At 44.1% G+C, this 18,809-nt stretch carries 6 protein-coding genes; all 6 read right to left on the bottom strand.

Annotation, left to right across the window (positions count from 1 at the left end; genetic code table 11):
- Positions 1 to 16: 16 nt before the first annotated feature.
- From CKW02_RS03470 to CKW02_RS03445, 6 genes are read right to left on the bottom strand one after another with little or no spacing between them, the layout of a single operon-like run.
- A complete protein-coding gene (locus CKW02_RS03470; RefSeq protein WP_003213971.1) occupies positions 17 to 4,522 on the bottom strand; it encodes a type I polyketide synthase in 4,506 nt (1,501 codons plus the stop codon).
- On the bottom strand, positions 4,515 to 7,184 hold the full coding sequence (locus tag CKW02_RS03465) for a non-ribosomal peptide synthetase (protein ID WP_095117765.1): 2,670 nt from the start codon (positions 7,182 to 7,184) through the stop codon (positions 4,515 to 4,517). Before CKW02_RS03465 ends, CKW02_RS03470 begins: the two co-directional genes overlap by 8 nt.
- A gap of 20 nt (positions 7,185 to 7,204) precedes the next feature.
- Positions 7,205 to 16,294: a hybrid non-ribosomal peptide synthetase/type I polyketide synthase gene (locus tag CKW02_RS03460; protein WP_034620200.1), complete on the bottom strand. Its 9,090-nt coding sequence runs from the start codon at positions 16,292 to 16,294 to the stop codon at positions 7,205 to 7,207.
- A gap of 19 nt (positions 16,295 to 16,313) precedes the next feature.
- Positions 16,314 to 17,456, bottom strand: coding sequence for an acyl-CoA dehydrogenase family protein (locus CKW02_RS03455; RefSeq protein ID WP_003214249.1), 1,143 nt, complete (start codon positions 17,454 to 17,456; stop codon positions 16,314 to 16,316).
- The gene (locus tag CKW02_RS03450; protein ID WP_003214412.1) at positions 17,443 to 17,712 is read right to left on the bottom strand and encodes an acyl carrier protein; all 270 of its coding nucleotides are present in this window, start codon (positions 17,710 to 17,712) and stop codon (positions 17,443 to 17,445) included. Before CKW02_RS03450 ends, CKW02_RS03455 begins: the two co-directional genes overlap by 14 nt.
- Positions 17,713 to 17,739: 27 nt before the next feature.
- Positions 17,740 to 18,795 (bottom strand): HAD-IIIC family phosphatase, encoded by a 1,056-nt coding sequence (locus tag CKW02_RS03445; protein ID WP_003213994.1) that lies wholly within the window; start codon positions 18,793 to 18,795, stop codon positions 17,740 to 17,742.
- Positions 18,796 to 18,809 lie beyond the last annotated feature (14 nt).

Genomic DNA, 18,809 nt, shown 5'->3' with positions numbered 1-18,809 from the left:
GCTGCATTTCTCCCATCTATTTTCGTTTTAATCTCTGTTTACGGCGGTTCTTCCCATCTGCCATCGCCTGTTTGCGGAGATTAGATGACTCAGTGACAGCTTGCTTTTCTTCCTTCACTCCATGTATCTTCTTCAGTTCTGCAGCCAATGACGCAATCGTTGGATGACTATACATCATGACCACTGGAACCTCTATACCATAAATTGATTTAATATGACCGCTCATCTGCAGTAAATCAAGGGATGTCGCACCCATTTCAAAGAAGTTCTCATTCACATCCGGTTCATGAGGAAAAAAGGAGCTGAGTACATCACACAATGATGCTTCTAGACGATCATCTATGACCTGCGATATTTGTTGAGTCGACTCTTCTTCCTGCTGCATAGGTGTTAATCGGTGTTTCATTCTCTCACCCATATCTCGAACAGAAACAAGAATTTGCGGATAATCTAAACGCAGCACTTCCTGAAAGGCCTTGATTCCTTCATCTGGTGAAATTCCCACCTGCTCCTCGAGCGTCATCATGTCATTGACTTTGGCCGCTAATGCTGAGTTGTGTGCCATACCGACTTTTTCCCATCGATCCCAGTTTAAAGAAATCACTGGCTTTCCTTCCTGCCTCTTCTCATGAGCAAAGCTGTCCATAAAAGCATTGGAAGCGGCATAAGCCACTTGTCCAGCCGCTCCAAGAAAGGACACTAGGGATGAACAAAGTAAAAAGAAGTCGAGCGTTTCATCCATGAGTGCTTCATCCAGCACATAGGTCCCGTTGATTTTTGCCTGACACATGCGAATTTCATCGTCTGCTGTTCTTGCTTGGATGATCTTCCCATCTGCCTCTCCTGCCGCATGGATGACACCATGTAAATCACCAAATGATGTATGAGCCAGCTGGATCGCTTTCTGCACGGCGTCTTTATCTGACACATCACCGTGTACAGTTAGTACATCAGCTCCTAACTCTTCAAGAGTCATCAGCTTTTTCACGGTTTCAGCTTCTTTCCCATCCGCATCACGCAGTTCATGCCATGCAGAGCGTTCACGTATTTGTGATCGGCTGAGGAACACAAGTTTTGCTTGATACGTTTCTGCTAAATGTTGAGCTAGTGTGAAACCAATGCCTCCCATACCGCCGGTCAGGAGGTAAACACCATGAGTCCTGATAGGCTGTGTGGACGATTCCTCTTTGCTTAAAGGTGTACTTGAAGCTTTTCGAACCCACCTACTGTTCCCCCGATACGCCACGACTGCCTCTTGATCGTGCATTGCAACCTCATATGAAAGAAATAGCGGCCAGTCCGCCTTTGTTTCCTGACATAAATCAATGTGCTGACACGCAATATGCTGATATTCTTGAGGAATGGTCAGAGCTAATCCAGTACATGTTGCTTGAAGAGGATTGACCTTCTCCATCCCGATAACATCATGCGCTTGGTTTGTCACAAGGTGAAGACGGATGGTTGTGTTATGATGCTGACTGATCAGCCTGACGAGATCGAGCACAGATAAGTAGTTTGGCTGATCACCTGTATCTTCTGTTAGTTCATCATGCATCCAGATGATCTCTTCCGGTATAAATTCAGATTGCTGCAGTTCAGCCATCACCCACTCTAAGTGTGACAGCATATGAACGTCAGCTTTCATCAACTGGTCATTTTCTTTGATCGTATGATCACTTTGACAGACGCTGGCAACCTCTGCATGCCGCTCTTTCAAATAAGCGGCAATATGACCATTTTTCTCAAAAACCAAGATACGCTTCCCTTGATGATGCTGCTCTTTTAGTACAGGTGCAGAGCGCTCCCATACCGGAATGTAAAACCAGTCTTGAAAATCAGCGGAGAGTGTCTCCCCCATTTCTGATGGTGCTAAATTGCTCATCAGCTGATCCGCTTTAAACTGCGGAGAGGGGAATATTTGATGCTCAAATGGGTATGTTGGCAGTGACACTCGATATGGGGTCTTTTCTTTTCTGACAGCGCTCCAGTTCGGTTCCACTCCAAAACTCCACAGCTTCCCTATAGCCTTTTTCATATATTCATCATCAGCAGCTTGTTCTTTTGGATGTCTCACCAATGAAACAGCCGCTGCTTTGTTCACATCATAGTCATCATGTCGTCTCACAAATTGAGTCAACGTATGACCTGGTCCCACTTCAATGAAAACCACTTCACCAAGTCCAAGTAACGTCTCTAATCCTTGACTAAATAAAACAGGCTGCCTAATATGAGATGCCCAGTAATCAGGCGATGAGGCTTGCTCATTTGTTAACCAGCTTCCTGTCACATTCGAAAGGATCGGAACCTCGCCCTGCTGATAGGTGATCTCTGAGAGAACGTTCTTAAACTGTTCGGATGCTTCAGCCATCATACTCGTATGAAAGGCGTGAGAGGTTTTCAATGTTTGGACAGAAGCTCCTCTTTTTTCGGCTTGTTCGAGATAAATCTGTAACCGTTCTGAAGGACCGGATACAACAGATAATTGTGAGCTATTCACCGCAGAGAGCTCGACACCTTCAGGAAGATCATGTTCAATCTCTTTGGCAGGGAGTGACACTCCGGCCATTTCACCCCGAGGCATTTTTTGCATCAAACTGCCTCTTTTTAAAACGATACGGATTGCATCTTCAAGGTGGATGATACCGGCCACGCAGGCAGCCGTGATTTCTCCAATACTATGACCAATGAAATAATGCGGGCGTATGCCTAGTCCCATCAGCTTCGATGCGAGCGCATACTCAAAACTAAACAAGATGATTTGTGTATATGATGTTTGCTGCATGAGTTGTTCTGCTTTTATGAACTCTTCTTCGGTTGTTGGATATAACACGTTCTCGATCTCAACACCTGATAAAGATAAAATGATGGCAAAACATTTCTGAAGCGTTTGTTTAAATTCAGGGTCTTTCTCATATAAATCCTTGCCCATATTCACATACTGAGCACCTTGTCCAGAAAACATCCAGACGATTGCAGGCTGTTGAAAGGCCTTTTGCGGCTGTCCGGCTGATTGGAATGTGCGGTCCGGACCTGCAAGAAAAGCTTGTCGATAAGGAAAATGCTTTCGTCCCTCTTGCAGTGTAAAGGCAGCCTCGGATAGTGTGACATGCTTTTGTTCTTTTAAATAAGATGTCATTTGTTCAGCCGATTTTTGAACCGCCTGCTTCGACCTTGCAGAAATCACCATTAGCTCATGATCTCTTTCTACTGACGGTTTGTCGGCGGCGGGTGCCTCTTCCATGATCAGGTGTACATTCGTTCCACCGACTCCAAACGAACTAACTCCGGCACGCAGCGGCTGCTCTGTTTTCATCCATGGTACGGGTGTTGTATTGACATAAAATGGACTTGATTCAAAATCAATTTTAGGATTCGGTTTTTTATAATGAAGGCTAGGCGGCAGCATCTGATGGTACAGACTAAGCGTTGTCTTGATAAAACCTGCAACCCCTGCGGCTGAGTCAAGATGACCAATATTGGTTTTCACAGACCCAATCGCACAAAACTGTTTTTTATCCGTTTGAAAGGCTTTCTTTAGTGACTCAATTTCAACCGGATCTCCAAGAGTTGTACCTGTACCATGTGCTTCAATATAAGAAATACTCTCAGCTTCTACACGACTGATGTTAAGTGCCTTTTTAATCACTTCGCTTTGTCCTTCTATACTTGGTGCTGTATAGCCAACCTTCCGCCCGCCGTCATTGTTATAGGCTGAACCTTTAATCACGCCATAGATATGATCCTTATCTTTTAGTGCCTGCTTTAAAGATTTGAGCACAACAACACCACAGCCCTCACCACCAACGGTGCCTTCTGCCTGTTCATCAAAAGCTCGGCAGTGCCCATCCGGCGACATGATCATCCCCTCTTGATACATGTATCCTTTTTTGTGAGGGGTCGTAATGGTGACGCCGCCTGCGAGAGCCATTTTACATTCCCCGGTAATTAGGGCGCGCGCCGCCATATGAATGGCAGTCAAAGAGGAAGAACAAGCTGTATCAACAGCTACGCTCGGCCCCTTCAAATTCAATTTGTAGGATACTTTTGTGTTCATGAAATCTTTATCTGTTAACTGAACAGCCGCAAATTGTTCAGATGAGTGATTCGTTCTCATCAGCATGGAAGCAGCTTGCCAATATAAATTAGCAGAAGCGGCTCCAAATAAACCAATCGGTTCCTGATAGGTTTCAGGATTATAGCCTGCATCTTCAAGGGATTCCCATGCCACCTCATGAAACATGCGGATTTGCGGGTCCATTACTTCTGCTTCACGCTGTGAATAACCAAAGAAATCTGCATCAAAATGATCATGCTGATCCACTGCTCCTTTGGCACGTACATATTGCTCATGATCTAATGCCTCTTTCTCAACCCCTGCCTCAAGCAGCTCTTCCTTCGAAAAGAACGTAATGGACTCTCTTCCATTTGCAAGGTTGTCCCAAAAGTGATGAATATTCTTTGCTCCGGGAAAACGGCAGGCCATCCCAACCACTGCAACCTCTAATCCTGTGAACTTATTCATCTATCATCCCGCCTAACAGTTGAGCGGCACTTTCTAAGTCATCCGCTTCATTTTCTCCATCATCTTCGATCTGTTTCCCTTGCCCTGATGCTTTGTTTTTTAATTGAGCAGCTATTTGCGAAACAGTTGTATATTGGAACAGCTCCATTACTGTCAGCTCCTGCTGAAATTCCTCTTTCACTTTATTGGACAGCTCAACGATATTAAAAGAGTTCCCGCCTAAGTCAAAAAACGGTTCATCTATACGAATCTGCGAAGCAGGGACTTGTAAAATAGAGGCGAAAATGCGAACAAGTTTCTGCTCTGTTTCATTATGTGCTTGAATGGTCACTGGCTCTTGATTGTCTGCCAGCTGATCTTCTGGATTCGGCAGTGCTTGGATATCCAATTTCCCCGATAGATTCAAAGGAAATTGCTCTATTTGAATGACATGCCTCGGCACCATATAACCTGGTAATCTTTCACTTAAAGACTGACGAAGCGCACGTTGATCTATCGCTTGTTTTGCCATCATATATGCGCAAATGTATTGGTCCTGATCCTGCGTTTCCTTAGGAATGACAATGACATCTTGAATCAATCCTTGCATATGCGGGTCATCAAGAATCGCTCTGCGGATTTCCTCTAACTCAACTCGATATCCCCTAATTTTCACTTGACCGTCGTTTCTCTTGGCAAATTCTAGTAATCCATCAAACCGCCATCTTGCAAGGTCTCCCGTACCGTATAACACCCCGCTGCTCAGCTCTGGTTTTTTGATAAATTTCTCCTTGCTCAGATCAGGGTGATTGATGTACCCACGACCTACACCATCGCCTGCTATATATAACTCTCCAAAGACGCCAATCGGAACTGGCTCTCCTTGCGCGTCACATATGAAAATATGCTCATTCGGCATCGGCTGCCCAATAGGAATGACTTGCTCATCCCAGTCTTGGGGAATCAGAAAGGATGATGACTGAACCGTACATTCAGTCGGCCCATACGCATTAATCATGATTGGTTTTTCACCTGATATATGCTGTAAAAATTGATCCATCAGCTCTTTTGTAAACACCTCTCCGCCCACCAGCATCATCTTCAACGCTGGCAGGTCTTTTTTTGATTGCACTGCTGTCTTGTTCATCAGCTTTAAATGAGAGGGGGTCACATCAGACAGCTGGATGTGATGTTCTTGGTAAAACGACCATAACGCATGCCCATCCATACGGACTTCATCTTTGGCAATATGAAGCGTATGCCCGAGGAGCAATGCTGGGAACAATGTTTGAACAGACGCATCAAAAATGTGTGAAGCCAGCATCCCTACTTGCAAAGGATCAGGGAGCAGATCAAAAAAGCGCGTTTTCATTCCATATACCAAATTAATGACATGACGATGTTCGATAACGACACCTTTCGGATGCCCTGTCGTACCTGATGTATACAGGACATACGCCATATCCAAAGGCGAGATAGACCAAGTCAGATTCTCTTTCATTGATGATTCTTGAAGCATGTCTTGAATCACATGAACCTCGACATCCAATCCTTCGTGTCCTTCTGCATCCGAGACAATAGCTGTAGCGCCGCTGTTTTTGAGCATATACCGAATTCTTTCAATCGGCAGATGGACATCAATCGGTAAATAAGCATAGCCAGCCTTTAAGATGCCAAGAATGGCAATGACAAGTTCAGCAGATCGATACATTCTGAGTCCAACAGGAGTCTCACGTGTTATCTGACTTTGAGATAGTGTAAGCGCAATGCGATCTGATAAATGATTAACCTCTTCATATGTATAGGAGGTGGTGCCAAACACAACAGCCGTTCGTGCTGGATGCAATTGGACTTGTTGTTGAAATAACGACACAATATCACGATCCACTGGATAAGCGAGCGACTCCCCTTGAAACGAATCAAGCAGCTGACTTTTCTCCATATCAGATAAAAATGAGTGTGTGCTCATCGTTTGCTCAGGCGTTTTGAGACATTCCTCTGTGAATCCCATGAAATGATTGGAGAACTGCTCCATCATGTGGTCATCATAAATGGAAGCATCCCAGTGAACTTCAGCATGAAGTTGATCTTGTTCTTTCTTCCAAACAATAAGCACATCCGCATGCAGCTGCTCTCTGTCAGCTTGCCCATGCAATGGCTCAAATGCACATGCCAGATTAACACACTTCTTGTCCTCTCCTACTGAACGCCAAAGCTCATCCATTAAAATATGAATAGGATAATTTTGATGACGCACTGCCTCCTGAAACGATTGTTTCACTGCCTCTAGCCCTGCGCTAAAGCTCATATGAGGCTCAATCTCTGCCTTAAGTGGCAGCATATGATTGATGGCTGATTGATTGGCAGACTGTTCCATTGTAGGAACAGTCACCATCAACTCAGTTTTTCCGCTATAACGTTGAAGCAAGCCAAAAGCAGCTGTGGTCAGCACGATAAACAGGCGCAAATCAGAATCTCCACATAATTGCTTTAACGAATGATTCATAGCCACAGGGAAGGACGAATGAAGCGATCGGTTCATTGCAGCAGGCTTGGCTTGTGAAACCGTATGAGGAATGCGGCCATCAAGCTGGACACCTGATAAGATCGATGTCCAGTAGGCTCTTTCCCTCAACCTTTCCTTCGCCGCTGCTTTCAGTTGAAAATCATCATGTTCAATCACTCTTCCACTCACCTCTTTACTTATATTTTCAAGTCATCTAATTCGAAAAGAGATACGTCATCTAATTGCTTGAATGAAGAAGTCAGTTCGATCTCCCCTATTCTTACAGCATCTACTGAAACAGCTCGCATGATGTCTTTCAGCAAGCCCGCAATCCGCTCGATGGTTTCCTCTGTGAAAAGCTCAGTATTATATTCAATCGTTGAAGAAAGACCGTCTTCCTGCTCATACGCAATCCAGAGTAAATCAAAGCGTGACGTTCCTGTCTCATACGGATAATCACTAAAGGTTAAGCCGCCTACCTTCAGTTCTGGCTGATTCATATTTTGCAAGGCAAACACAGCATCAAACAATAGATTCCGGCTGACACTCCGGCTTAACTGGAGGTCTTGAACCATTTGTTCATATTGATAGTCTTGATGTCCGAAATCATCGATGACATGTGCTTTCACATCCTGTAGGAATTGCTGGTACGTCAGCTCTGCTTTAGGATACAAACGAAGTGGTAGCATATTGACAAAAATACCGATCACTTGCTGCAGCTCCTCTTGTTTTCTCCCTGCTACCGGAACCCCGACCGTGATATCTGATTGTCCGCTTAATTTATGAAGCAAAATCTGATATACACTTAACAAACCCATAAACAGTGTGGCGTCTTCCTTTAAAATCACCTGCTTAAACGCGTTCAGCTCCGCTTCTTCTATACGGAACGTATAATGTCCGCCGCGGAATTGTCTCACTTCCGGCCGATCGAAATCTGTTGGCAGATCAAGTAGCGTGGCACCCTCTAACCGGTTTTTCCAGTAATCACTCGATTCTTTCAGTGCTTCCGACGCAAGCAAGTCATTTTGCCATTCTGAAAAATCTTTATATTGCAGAGCGAGAGGCTCAAGCGTCCTACCGTCATATAATTGCATAAAGTCATTGACCAAAATATCTTGGGAAAGACCGTCTGAGATAATGTGGTGCATGTCTAGCATAAGTACGAATTCCTCTTCTGCCAGCTTCATCACGCCGACTCTCATCAATGGAGCCTCACTTAACGTAAAGGCAGTCAAAAATTGTTCAATCACTTGTTTTTGAACTTCCTCAGATCCTTGTGTCGATCCGTTAGTGAGGTCAAATAATGTGACTGCAAATGGTACCTCTTCTTCAATCTTTTGATAAGGGACGCCATTCTCTAGTACAAACGCTGTCCGCAAACTTTCGTGTCTCTTAATAAGCTGCTGAAATGCCCATTCCAGCCTGCTAATATCGAGTTTCCCTTTGATTCGTCCCGCTTTAAACTCGTTGTATCCTGTGCTATTTACATCCATTTGCTGCATGAGATACAACCGTTTTTGCGCAGACGACAGAGGATAATGCTCCTTCACTTCGGCTTTTTCAATCGCATGATAAGCAGCAGTATCTGCTTGATCGATATATGCTGCCATTAATCGCATCGTAGGGATTTGGAAAAATTGTGGCAGCGTCAGCTCTACACTAAATGCACGATGAATGATGCCAATGAACGTAATCGCCTTTAGAGAATCTCCACCCATTTCAAAGAAATGATCATCTATGCCAATTTCATCAATCTTAAAGAAAGCTTGCCAATGTTGACTTAATGCCTTCTCCAGCTCCGTTTCTGGTGCCGCATAATTCGTGGAAAGCGCTGGGCGAGAATACAAGTTTCCATCTTGTTCATGCTCTCCGCCGCTCTCTTCCTCAAGGGATAAACGGTCTACATATCGGTGAATACGATCATGTAATGATGTTGTCGAAATAACCATTTGTTCCACTTGATCTAGTGAAAGCAATCGTTCAAAGATCATTCTTCCTTCTTTTTCTGTAATTAACGTTTCGGTGACATCATCTCCAATTGGTAGATCAAGCTGCTTCCCCTGCTCAAATTCCCAGCCGTCAAAACTAATGACAGACCACTGTGTTTCTGAACGTAGATTGCGTTCATACACATACGCATCGATGAAATGATTCACAGCTGTATAGGCTGTAAAACCGAGTCCACCCAAGATCGGTGACAAAGATGACAGGACAAAACAGAAATCAAGGGATCGATCTTCTAAGGCGGCATCAAGATGAAGCACACCATTCATCTTCGCTTCAAAATGCGGCTCTGAAAATGTGACATCTGTTTGCTCCATCACCTGGAAAGATTGGTCGCCTGTCACTCCAGCTGCATAGATCACGCCATCGATCTGCCCATATGACGCATCCACTGTGTTGATCAATTGCTGGATATCTTCCTTGTGACGAACGTCTACTTTCTGAACGAGAATATCTGCGCCTGTCTCTTCCAGTGCCATTACCCTTTGGATTTTTTTCTTTGTTGGATCTTGATCATCATGCGTAGACAGCCATTCTTGCCACTTGCTTCTATCAGGGAGTCCAGACCTGCTCGTTAAGATCAATGTTCCCTTCGTTTGCTCGGCCAAAGTCTGGGCGATATTCAATCCAATAAATCCAAGTCCGCCAATTAAAATGTATACACCATCTTTTTTAGCCAAATGAGCCTTTCCTGTTTCAGGAACTGAACTATTCGCATACTTTTTCACATATCGCTTATTTCGTCGATAGACCGTGAGAAGCTGTCCATACGCTCGGTCTAGCTCATCGCTTATTTGCTTTAGCAATCTCTTTTCTTGAACCCCATTTTCCACTGGACGATCAATATCAAGAATGCGGTAACGTAAGTTCGGTGTTTCCTGTGAAATCACCATCGCAGGTCCTAGATGGATCGCTTTTTCAGGATAAAGTACAGGCTCACCGCCAACGGCATACGTCAATGAGGAAAGAACTGTAATTGACACCTTTTGGTCCAACACATATTTTTTCAGTGCCTGGCCGATATAAAGCAAGGAGTAATAAGCATCTTGCTGCGTTTGCTTCACCCATTCTTCTTCCGTGTGAGATGAGTGTCGTTCTGAAAGCCCCCATAGATGACAAACTTTTGACACGTTGATTTCATCATCTGCCAGATTTGATATGAGCCTTTCATAATCAGATGGCTCATGTGACCGAATGGTATAGATTTTTTCATCATGCTTCGTAAATTTATTTCCTTTACGAACCACTACGGACTCGTTCCGTTTCGTCATGAGCTCAGCCGCAATCTTCTCTCCAAAAGCAGATGGATCTGCAAACAAAAGCAAGGCTCCGCCAGATGTATCTTCTGATGGCACGCAAGGTAAAAGATCCGCTTCCCAATGAGGGGTATAGAACCATTCATCCATTTGCTGCTTTCGTCCAGACTGCTTTGGTTTTTCTTGTTTCACACGATCTGCTGCATCATACCAATAAGAGGTTTGATCAAACGCATACGTTGGCAGCGGCATTTTCCGCGGCTGACGGTTTAGATGGAACCTGTCCCAATCAATAGATAATCCGTTTGTCCATAGACGTCCCATTTGACCAAGTAAAAATTCAGTATCCGTCACATCTTGTTTTGCATGTCTTAACACATGACATACATGCTGATTCAGGCCGTTCAGCGACCGGTTGACCATCACGCTTAAATCTTGTCCTGGGCCAATCTCAATTAATTGAATATTGTCCTCTTGTAAAATATTTGTGATGCCTTCAGCAAAGCGAACTGTATCGGTCATATGCCTTTTCCAATAAGACATATCCTTCGCACTCGTATCTGTCATCCAATCTCCTGACAAATTCGAAATGAATGGAATACGAAGCGACTTGGCTTTCATATGCGTTAATTTTTCTCCGAATTGCTCCGCTGCCTCCTTCATGACATGTGAGTGGGCGGCAATGGTTCCACCTAATCGCATACACATCAATCTGTTGCTTTTCAGCTCTTGTTCAAATTCACTTATCGCCTCTTCTAGACCTGACACGATACATGATGAATCATTGACAACTGCGAGAGAAATATCTTTTGGAAGCATCGGTTTTAGCTCTGCCTCAGGTAATGGAACACTCATCATGACGCCGGCTGGTGACGACTGCATCGCATTCGCACGATAGGCGACCATGGACATTGCGTCCTTTAAGCTGAATAGCCCTGATATGGCGGCTGCTGTTAATTCGCCAAAGCTATAGCCGATCATTGCATCAGGACGAACGCCCCATTCAATGAAAAGCATGGATAAGGCATATTCAATGGCAAAAATGGCTGGCTGTGCATATTGAGTACTTGCCAATTGTTCACGTGCCTTTTCTGTTTCAGCCGCTAATGGGTACAGAATACGGGCAAGACTTCGTCCCGTTGCTCCTTCATATGCTTGAAAACAAGCATCCATTTGCTTCTTAAAATAAGGCTCTTCTCGGTACAAATCTAATCCCATATTGAGATATTGATTGCCTTGTCCAGAAAACATAAAAATAATCTTTTGCTTCTCCACATGCGAATGCATGAGCTTTCCAATGCCCTTGCCTTGCTTTTCTGTTAATACTCTTAGAGCATCTTCTCTGTTTGCCGCAACAAATGCCTGACGGAAACCAAAGGATTGTCTTCCTGTTTGCAGCGTATAAGCTGCGTCTGCCAAATTGATAGAAGGCGTGTTTTCTATTTGGCTTGTGAGTTTGTCTTTCATTCGTTCCAAGCTCGTTTTGCTCTTGGCTGAAAGAACAAGCAGCTCAGCAGAACGAGGCATTTGCTGACGATCTCTTTGTGGTGCTTCTTCTAAGATGACATGTGCATTCGTTCCACCCATTCCAAATGAGCTCACCCCCGCCCGCCGCAAATGGGAAGCTGGCTGCTTCCAGTCGGTCAGCTCAGTGTTTACAAAGAAAGGACTGTGCTCAAATGCAATGTTTTCATTGGCTTTTTTGAAGTGAAGACTAGGTACAAATGTGTGATGCTGAAGCGAAAGCACAGCTTTGATCAAGCCAGCTGCTCCTGCCGCTGCATCTAAATGTCCAATATTTGTTTTCACAGACCCAATGCGGCAAAATTGTTTTTTCTCTGTGTCGAAAGCCTTTGTGAGCGCCTCTATTTCAATCGGATCACCAAGTGATGTGCCAGTTCCATGTGTTTCCACATATTCAATCGTATCTGGTGAAACATCTGCTTGATGCAGGGCATCCTGAATGACACGTGTCTGTCCTTCGACGCTCGGAGCATTGAAACCAACCTTTTGATCACCATCATTGTTGATGGCAGAGCCCTTAATAACCGCATAAATATGGTCACCATCTTCTATGGCTTCACTAAGTGCTTTTAAAGCAACAAGACCAACACCATCTCCGCCAACAGTTCCATCTGCTTGATCATCAAAGGCGCGGCAGTGGCCATCGCTTGATTTCACCATGTTCTGCTGATAAACGTAGCCTGATTTCACTGGGTGCAGGATCGACACACCTCCCGCAAGAGCTACATCTGAATCACCATTTGCAATGGATTGACAGGCCAAATGCAAGGCGACCAAGGAAGTTGAACAAGCGGTTTGCAGCGTAAGCGCCGGTCCTTTCAAATTCAATTTATGGGCAATTCTTGTACTGACGGTATACGTATCATTGAGTGAACCCACTTCAAACAGCTCTGACATGCTGCTATCAAGGGAAGCGGCAAAACGCTGAATCCATTGGAAGTTCGAAGTGGACCCAGTAAACAACCCGACCTTCCCCGTATAATCTTCTTGTACATACCCCGCATCTTCCAGCGCCTTATAGGCGTATTCATGCAGGAGACGTATTTGAGGATCCATCATTTCTGCCTGACCTGGCGAATAGCCGAAGAAGGATGCATCAAATAAATCAGGTCCATCAATGACACCCTTTGCCCTCACATAATCGGATCGCTCGAAGGTTTGGCGGTCAATACCAGCTTCAAGCAGTTCTTCATCGGAAAAGAAGGAAATTGATTCTTCTCCATTCTTCAAATTTCGCCAAAATGCCTCAACATTTTTCGCACCTGGGAATTTACCAGCCATTCCAATAATGGCAATCGGCTCATTGGCTTTTCTTGTCTTTTGTTTTACAGGCTGCGCGCCTGCCGCTGCCTGCTCTGAATCGCCGCTTAAATATGCGGCAAGCTCTCTAATCGTTGGACGCCGGAACATTTCGACCATTGGAATGCTTTGATTCAATTGCTTAGCGAGCTGTTGATTGACGTGGATCAAATTGAGTGAATGCCCGCCAATGTCAAAGAATTTGTCATGAACACTTACCTCATCTAAGCCGAGGACCTTTTTCCAAATGTCTTGAATGACTTTCTCCGTATCAGAAAGATAGTCAGAGCCCGCCTGTTTTTTCGTTTGCTGCGCCTGTTTTAAAGCAGGTAAAGCTCGTTTATCTAGTTTGCCATTGGCAGTCAGCGGCATATCGTCTAATTGAACAAAGTGAGTTGGGATCATATAATCCGGCAGTTGATCAGCCAACGCTTGTTTTATTGCCGCTTGATCAAGTATGGCTGTCGTGACAACATATGCGGCCAAACATGGTGTACCAGAAACATCTGGCTTTACAACAACAGCTGCTGCTTTGATTCCTGGCTGTTCATTCAACCAAAATTCAATCTCACCAGTTTCAATCCGGTAGCCTCTCAGCTTCACTTGATCATCATTTCGACCTAAAAATTGAATGAGACCATTAGGGAGAATGCGCGCTGCATCACCTGTTTTATAAATTTTTTCTCCTGGCTGGAAAGGGTGATCGACAAACCTTTCTTCGGTCAGTTCTGGGCGATTCAAATAGCCTTTTGCGACACCTTTTCCGCCAATATATAATTCACCGACGGCTCCTTCCGGCATGAGATTCATATGTCTGTCAAACAGAAGAATATCTGTATGCTGTGCAGGCTTTCCAATCGGTACATACACGTCCTGATCAAGGTCCTGGTCATATCGATGAATCATGCAGCCAACGACCGTTTCAGTTGGTCCATATTCATTCACAATTTCAATTGGCTGCGGGAAGGACTGCTGAATAGATTTCGCTAAAGATGTTTCCAGCTGTTCTCCGCCTAAAATGAAACATTTCATTTGGCTGTCTGGGAAAGACAAATGCTTAATAAACTGTAAATGAGATGGTGTCAGTTTCATCACATGTACACGGTTGTCGTTTATGATGTCTTCGACAAGTAGCTGCCGGTTTTCATGGTGATAAATCATGATGGTATTTCCTGAAATGAGCGGCGTGAAAATAGAAGTAACCGTCAAGTCAAAGGACAGTGAGGTATACAAAGCAAAATGCCTTGTTTCTCCTCGAACATATACTTGCTTCGCCCATTCAATATAGTTGGCTAAGCCAAGATGATGAATGAGTACACCCTTTGGTCTTCCGGTCGTTCCTGATGTATAAATGCAGTAGGCTGTTTGGTCTGAGGTGATGGCTTCTGCCAAGTTGTCTGATGGTCCGGTGTATAGATCCGGCTGCGTGATATCGATTTTTTCTCCATGATAGGCGTAGGTGAGCCCTTTTATTGGATGAGTTAAGAGCCATTCTACTCCGCTGTCTTCTAATAGATATTCTATTCGTTCCTGCGGATATTCAGGATCAATCGGCACGTAAGCACCGCCAGCTTTTAAGATCGATAAGCATGCTATCACCATTTCAATGGAATGCTCTGCTAAAATGCCGACACGCTGCTCCTGTTTGACTCCTTTGTTTTGTAAATAATGTGCGAGCTGGTTCACTCTCTTATTGAGTTGTTCATATGTAACCGTCGTATCGCCAAACTCAACTGCGACTGCCGCTGGCGTTCGCTCTACTTGTGTTTCAAATAGGTCAATCACCGTTGGCTCATGGCTAGGTGTTGCCCCGCCATATTGCTGAAAGACCGCTAACTGCTTTTCTTTCTCTTCTTCTGATAGCAGCTGGAGCTGAGCAGCAGATTTGTGCGGATGTGCACAGGCATCAGACAGGAGATGAAGAAAATGCTGACACCAATTTTCGATTTGCTCAGCTGAAAAGGTGACGGGGTTATACACCAATGAAAAGTGCAGCTGATCATCAAACGCCTGAACACTAAGCGTGAGATCGAATTCTGTCTGCTCAGTCATCTCAAATCCACGAATACGAATTGGCTGATCGTTTTTCGTGAGCATTTGATCTAGTGGATAGTTTTCAATGACGACGATTGAATCGAATAATGATTGCTCTGCAGTCATTCCTGCATATTTTTTTAAGTCAGATAGTGGGGTATGTTCATATTCATTTCTTACAGCGATCTCACGGCTCACCTCCTGCATCTGTTCAAGAATTGGCCGCTCCTGTTCGAATGAGACTCGCAGCGGTAAAGTGTTAATGAACAGCCCAGTCATCTTTTCAATATGAGGGACATCCGCATTTCTCCCTGATACTGTTGTCCCAAAGACAATATCATCTTGGTTCGCATACTTAGATAGTAAAACTCCCCACAGCGTATACATCACAGATGCCAGCGTCACGTCATATTGATTTGTGAATTTGCTCAAGCTCTCCGCAATGGAAGTATCCACTTGATGTTCATATTGATGAAACACTTCTGAAGGTTCATATGCGCCGCTTGACTTCGGAAGCAGTTCTGCATAACTCCATCCGTTGAAAACATTTTTCCAATAGGCGGCTTGTGCTTCTGTCTGTTGAAGGTTTTTCTGCTGCCATTTAACAAAGGATTGGTAGGACGGTCTTTGTTCCAGAAGAGGTTTGTCCCCATTCGATAAGCGCTCATATGCACTCATCCAATCGCTTAATACAATCCCTAGGCTCCAGCCGTCCAATAAAATGTGATGGAAGCTAATGAGAACCCAGCTGACTTCATCATTCACTTCACATAACGTCAGGCGGAATGGGACTTCATGCAGATCAAAGCGTTCTTCTCGGTTCTGTGCCGTCACCTCTTCTTTCAGCACATGAAGAGGCTCCTTCGCTTGCGTGAAATCACGATATCGAATGTCTGGCTGATGCTCCTTCAGCACAATTTGTACTGGTTTTGCGAGTTCCTGCCATCTGAACAATGTTCTAAGCATTTCATGCTGTTTGGTGACATTCGTCCATGATTGTTCAAAAATGTCTCGATCTATTGGTCCGTCTATTTCGATCAGCAGTTGTTCAAAATAAGCTGTTCCGTTCGGTTCCATTAAATGATGAAACAGCAGTCCTTCTTGGATCGTAGTGATAGCTAACATATTTTCAATGTTCTGTTTATCCAGCTTCTGCGGCTGTAAAGCCATGGGATCATCTCCTTTCTCTCTAAGAATGTTTCACGAAATAATGGCGTAAACCATAGTTAGCAATAACCTGTTGCTGAATTTGCGAAGTTCCTTCAATAATTTCAAGCACCTTCGCTTCACGATATAGTCTTGAAGCTGAGTTTTCCCGGCTAAATCCACTCCCGCCATGAATTTGGACATTTGTATTTGTAATGTCCACAGCGATTTTAGAGGTGAAATATTTTGCAATGGATGTTTCTGTGATTGCATCAGGATGATTCGCTTCTCTCATTTCCCCAGCCTTTAGGCATAAGGCTCTCGCTGCATGGAGCTGGGTCACCGCATCTCCGATCATGCCTTTGATCATTTGATGCTTGTACAATTTCTCATTAAATTGTGTTCTTTTACGTGAATACGTAACAAGAGAATCAACGGCTTCTTGTGCAATGGCAAGCCCTGCCCAAGCGACACTGTATCTTCCATGGTCTAATGCGAGTGACACCACATGGTTAAATCCGCCCCCAACTGGTCCTAAGACACAGTCTTCATGCACCTGGACATGATCGAGGGTGATTTCCGCTAAATATGACGCTCGGTTGGCCATCATTCCTGTAATTCTCTCAATCTCTACACCCGGCTGATCTCGATCGACAAGGAATGCTGTGACTTGTTCACCGTCTCTTGCAATCACAATAAAGAAATCGGCAATCGCTCCAAAGGAAATCCACTTTTTCTTCCCATTTAATACATAGGATTGTCCTTCCTTTTGATAGCTTGTTTCAACATGATTGGCATCTGAACCAATATTCGGCTCTGACAAAGCAAAGGCACCGATTTTTTCTCCTTTAGCTAATTCAACGAGCCAGCCTTGTTTTTGATCTTCTGTTCCATAACGAAGAATGGCTTCTCCTACAAGTGAATTCACTGTCAATAATGTCCGGACATTACAGCAAGCTTTTCCCACTTGTTCCGTAAACTGTCCATATGCGATTGGATCAAGCCCCAGCCCTTGATAGGAAGACGGGATACCTGCTGCCAAGTAGCCTCGTTTCGCCATATCTCGAATCAGCGACTCTGGCAAATGTTCCGTCTCATCGAATTCATTGGCAAACGGACGGATATGTTCATCGCAATACTGTCGTATTTCTTCAATGGCATTGATCGTTTGTTCAGCTGTTTTCATGAAGAGCCGCCCCCTGTTGTTTTCTCTCAATTAAGGCGACAATGCGATTGACGGTACTAAAATGAGCAATGTCGAGGTCTTCGTTATCTAATTGGAATTGAAAGTCATGTTCGATATAGTTCACTAGTTTCATCGCAAATAGAGAATTCACAAAGCCTTGTTCAAAAATATGATCATCATTTCCAAGCTCAATTTCCTCATCAAATACCACTAGGTTTTGCTCGATATAGGCTCTTACTTGTTCGTGTAGGTTCATGATTTAATCTCCTCGCTTTTCGCTTTTTTATTGTTTGGCCGGGTCTTTCTGATTTAATTCAATATTGACATCTACGTATTCTGGGAAAGGCTGAATCATGCTTAAATCATTCTCAAACAAGATATAGCCGTTCTCCCCCTTCTCGATTTCTTTGAAATTGGCAAACTTATATGTGATGTACATCATGCGGTTTCGGTCGGTTTGTTTAAAGTCAGCGACAAGCCGCTTTCCTCGCTTTTTCGCTTCTTGCAAAATCGTTGTAAGTAAGATGGTCCCGACACCACGAGACATGACGCGGCAAGACATAAGCAGCAGTTTGACATGCCATGTGTCACCTGTTTCTTCTATTAATGAGAGTCCAATTTTTCCATAGGAACCGAATTTATCTTCAAGTTCACAGACAAGCAGCAAGTGAGAATCTGATTGACGGAAGAAATCAAGCTCCTCATAATCGTAGGTTTTCCCGCTCGCATTTAATTGATTGGTACGGACGGTCAATTCTTCAGCACGCTGGAGGTCTTGTTCTCCTGCTTCTGATATCACGAATTTCATATGTAAAGACGCCAAGAATTTCTCAGGCGGCCCTTCATATTTCTCTTCTTCCTGCTGCCTTTTGTCCGCTTCTAAGTACATTCTTCTGCGTCGTCTAGCATCTTCTGTGATAAAGACTGGACGCAGCCGATCATCAGTGAGTAATGACAGATAATCCACTGCATCCCAGCACGTAATCTCTGGATGAACAGCCTTCACTTCTTCTCGTTCAAATGGCTGATCATCAATAAAGAGAATGGTATCTTTATGAATATTTAGGCGCTCGCTAATTCTCTTTAATGAACTAGATTTGGCATTCCAATGAATCTCTGGATAGAGAAAGAAATGTTCGATTCCAAAGGCAGAAAGCTTTTCCTTCACGGCTGCTTCATCGTTCCGGCTTGCTATAGAAAGAAGGATGCCGCGCTCATCTAACTCTGTTAGTACTTCCTTCATCGATGGTTTTAACGTCACTTCATCTGACTCAAGTAAAATTCCATCCCATAATGTATGATCTAAATCCCAGACAACACACTTAATTTGCTTAGCCATTGGTTATTCTCCTC

It is taken from the genome of Bacillus pumilus, assembly GCF_900186955.1.
In the GTDB taxonomy this organism is placed as follows: Bacteria; Bacillota; Bacilli; order Bacillales; family Bacillaceae; genus Bacillus; species Bacillus pumilus.
This window is presented reverse-complemented; position numbering and strand designations above follow the sequence as displayed.

What these genes read in the sequence shown, in the direction of transcription:
- CKW02_RS03470 (WP_003213971.1), bottom strand. Translation starts at nt 4,522, where the DNA reads ATGAATAAGTTCACAGGATTAGAGGTTGCAGTGGTTGGGATGGCCTGC.
- CKW02_RS03460 (WP_034620200.1), bottom strand. Translation starts at nt 16,294, where the DNA reads ATGGCTTTACAGCCGCAGAAGCTGGATAAACAGAACATTGAAAATATG.
- CKW02_RS03455 (WP_003214249.1), bottom strand. Translation starts at nt 17,456, where the DNA reads ATGAAAACAGCTGAACAAACGATCAATGCCATTGAAGAAATACGACAG.
- CKW02_RS03450 (WP_003214412.1), bottom strand. Translation starts at nt 17,712, where the DNA reads ATGAACCTACACGAACAAGTAAGAGCCTATATCGAGCAAAACCTAGTG.
- CKW02_RS03445 (WP_003213994.1), bottom strand. Translation starts at nt 18,795, where the DNA reads ATGGCTAAGCAAATTAAGTGTGTTGTCTGGGATTTAGATCATACATTA.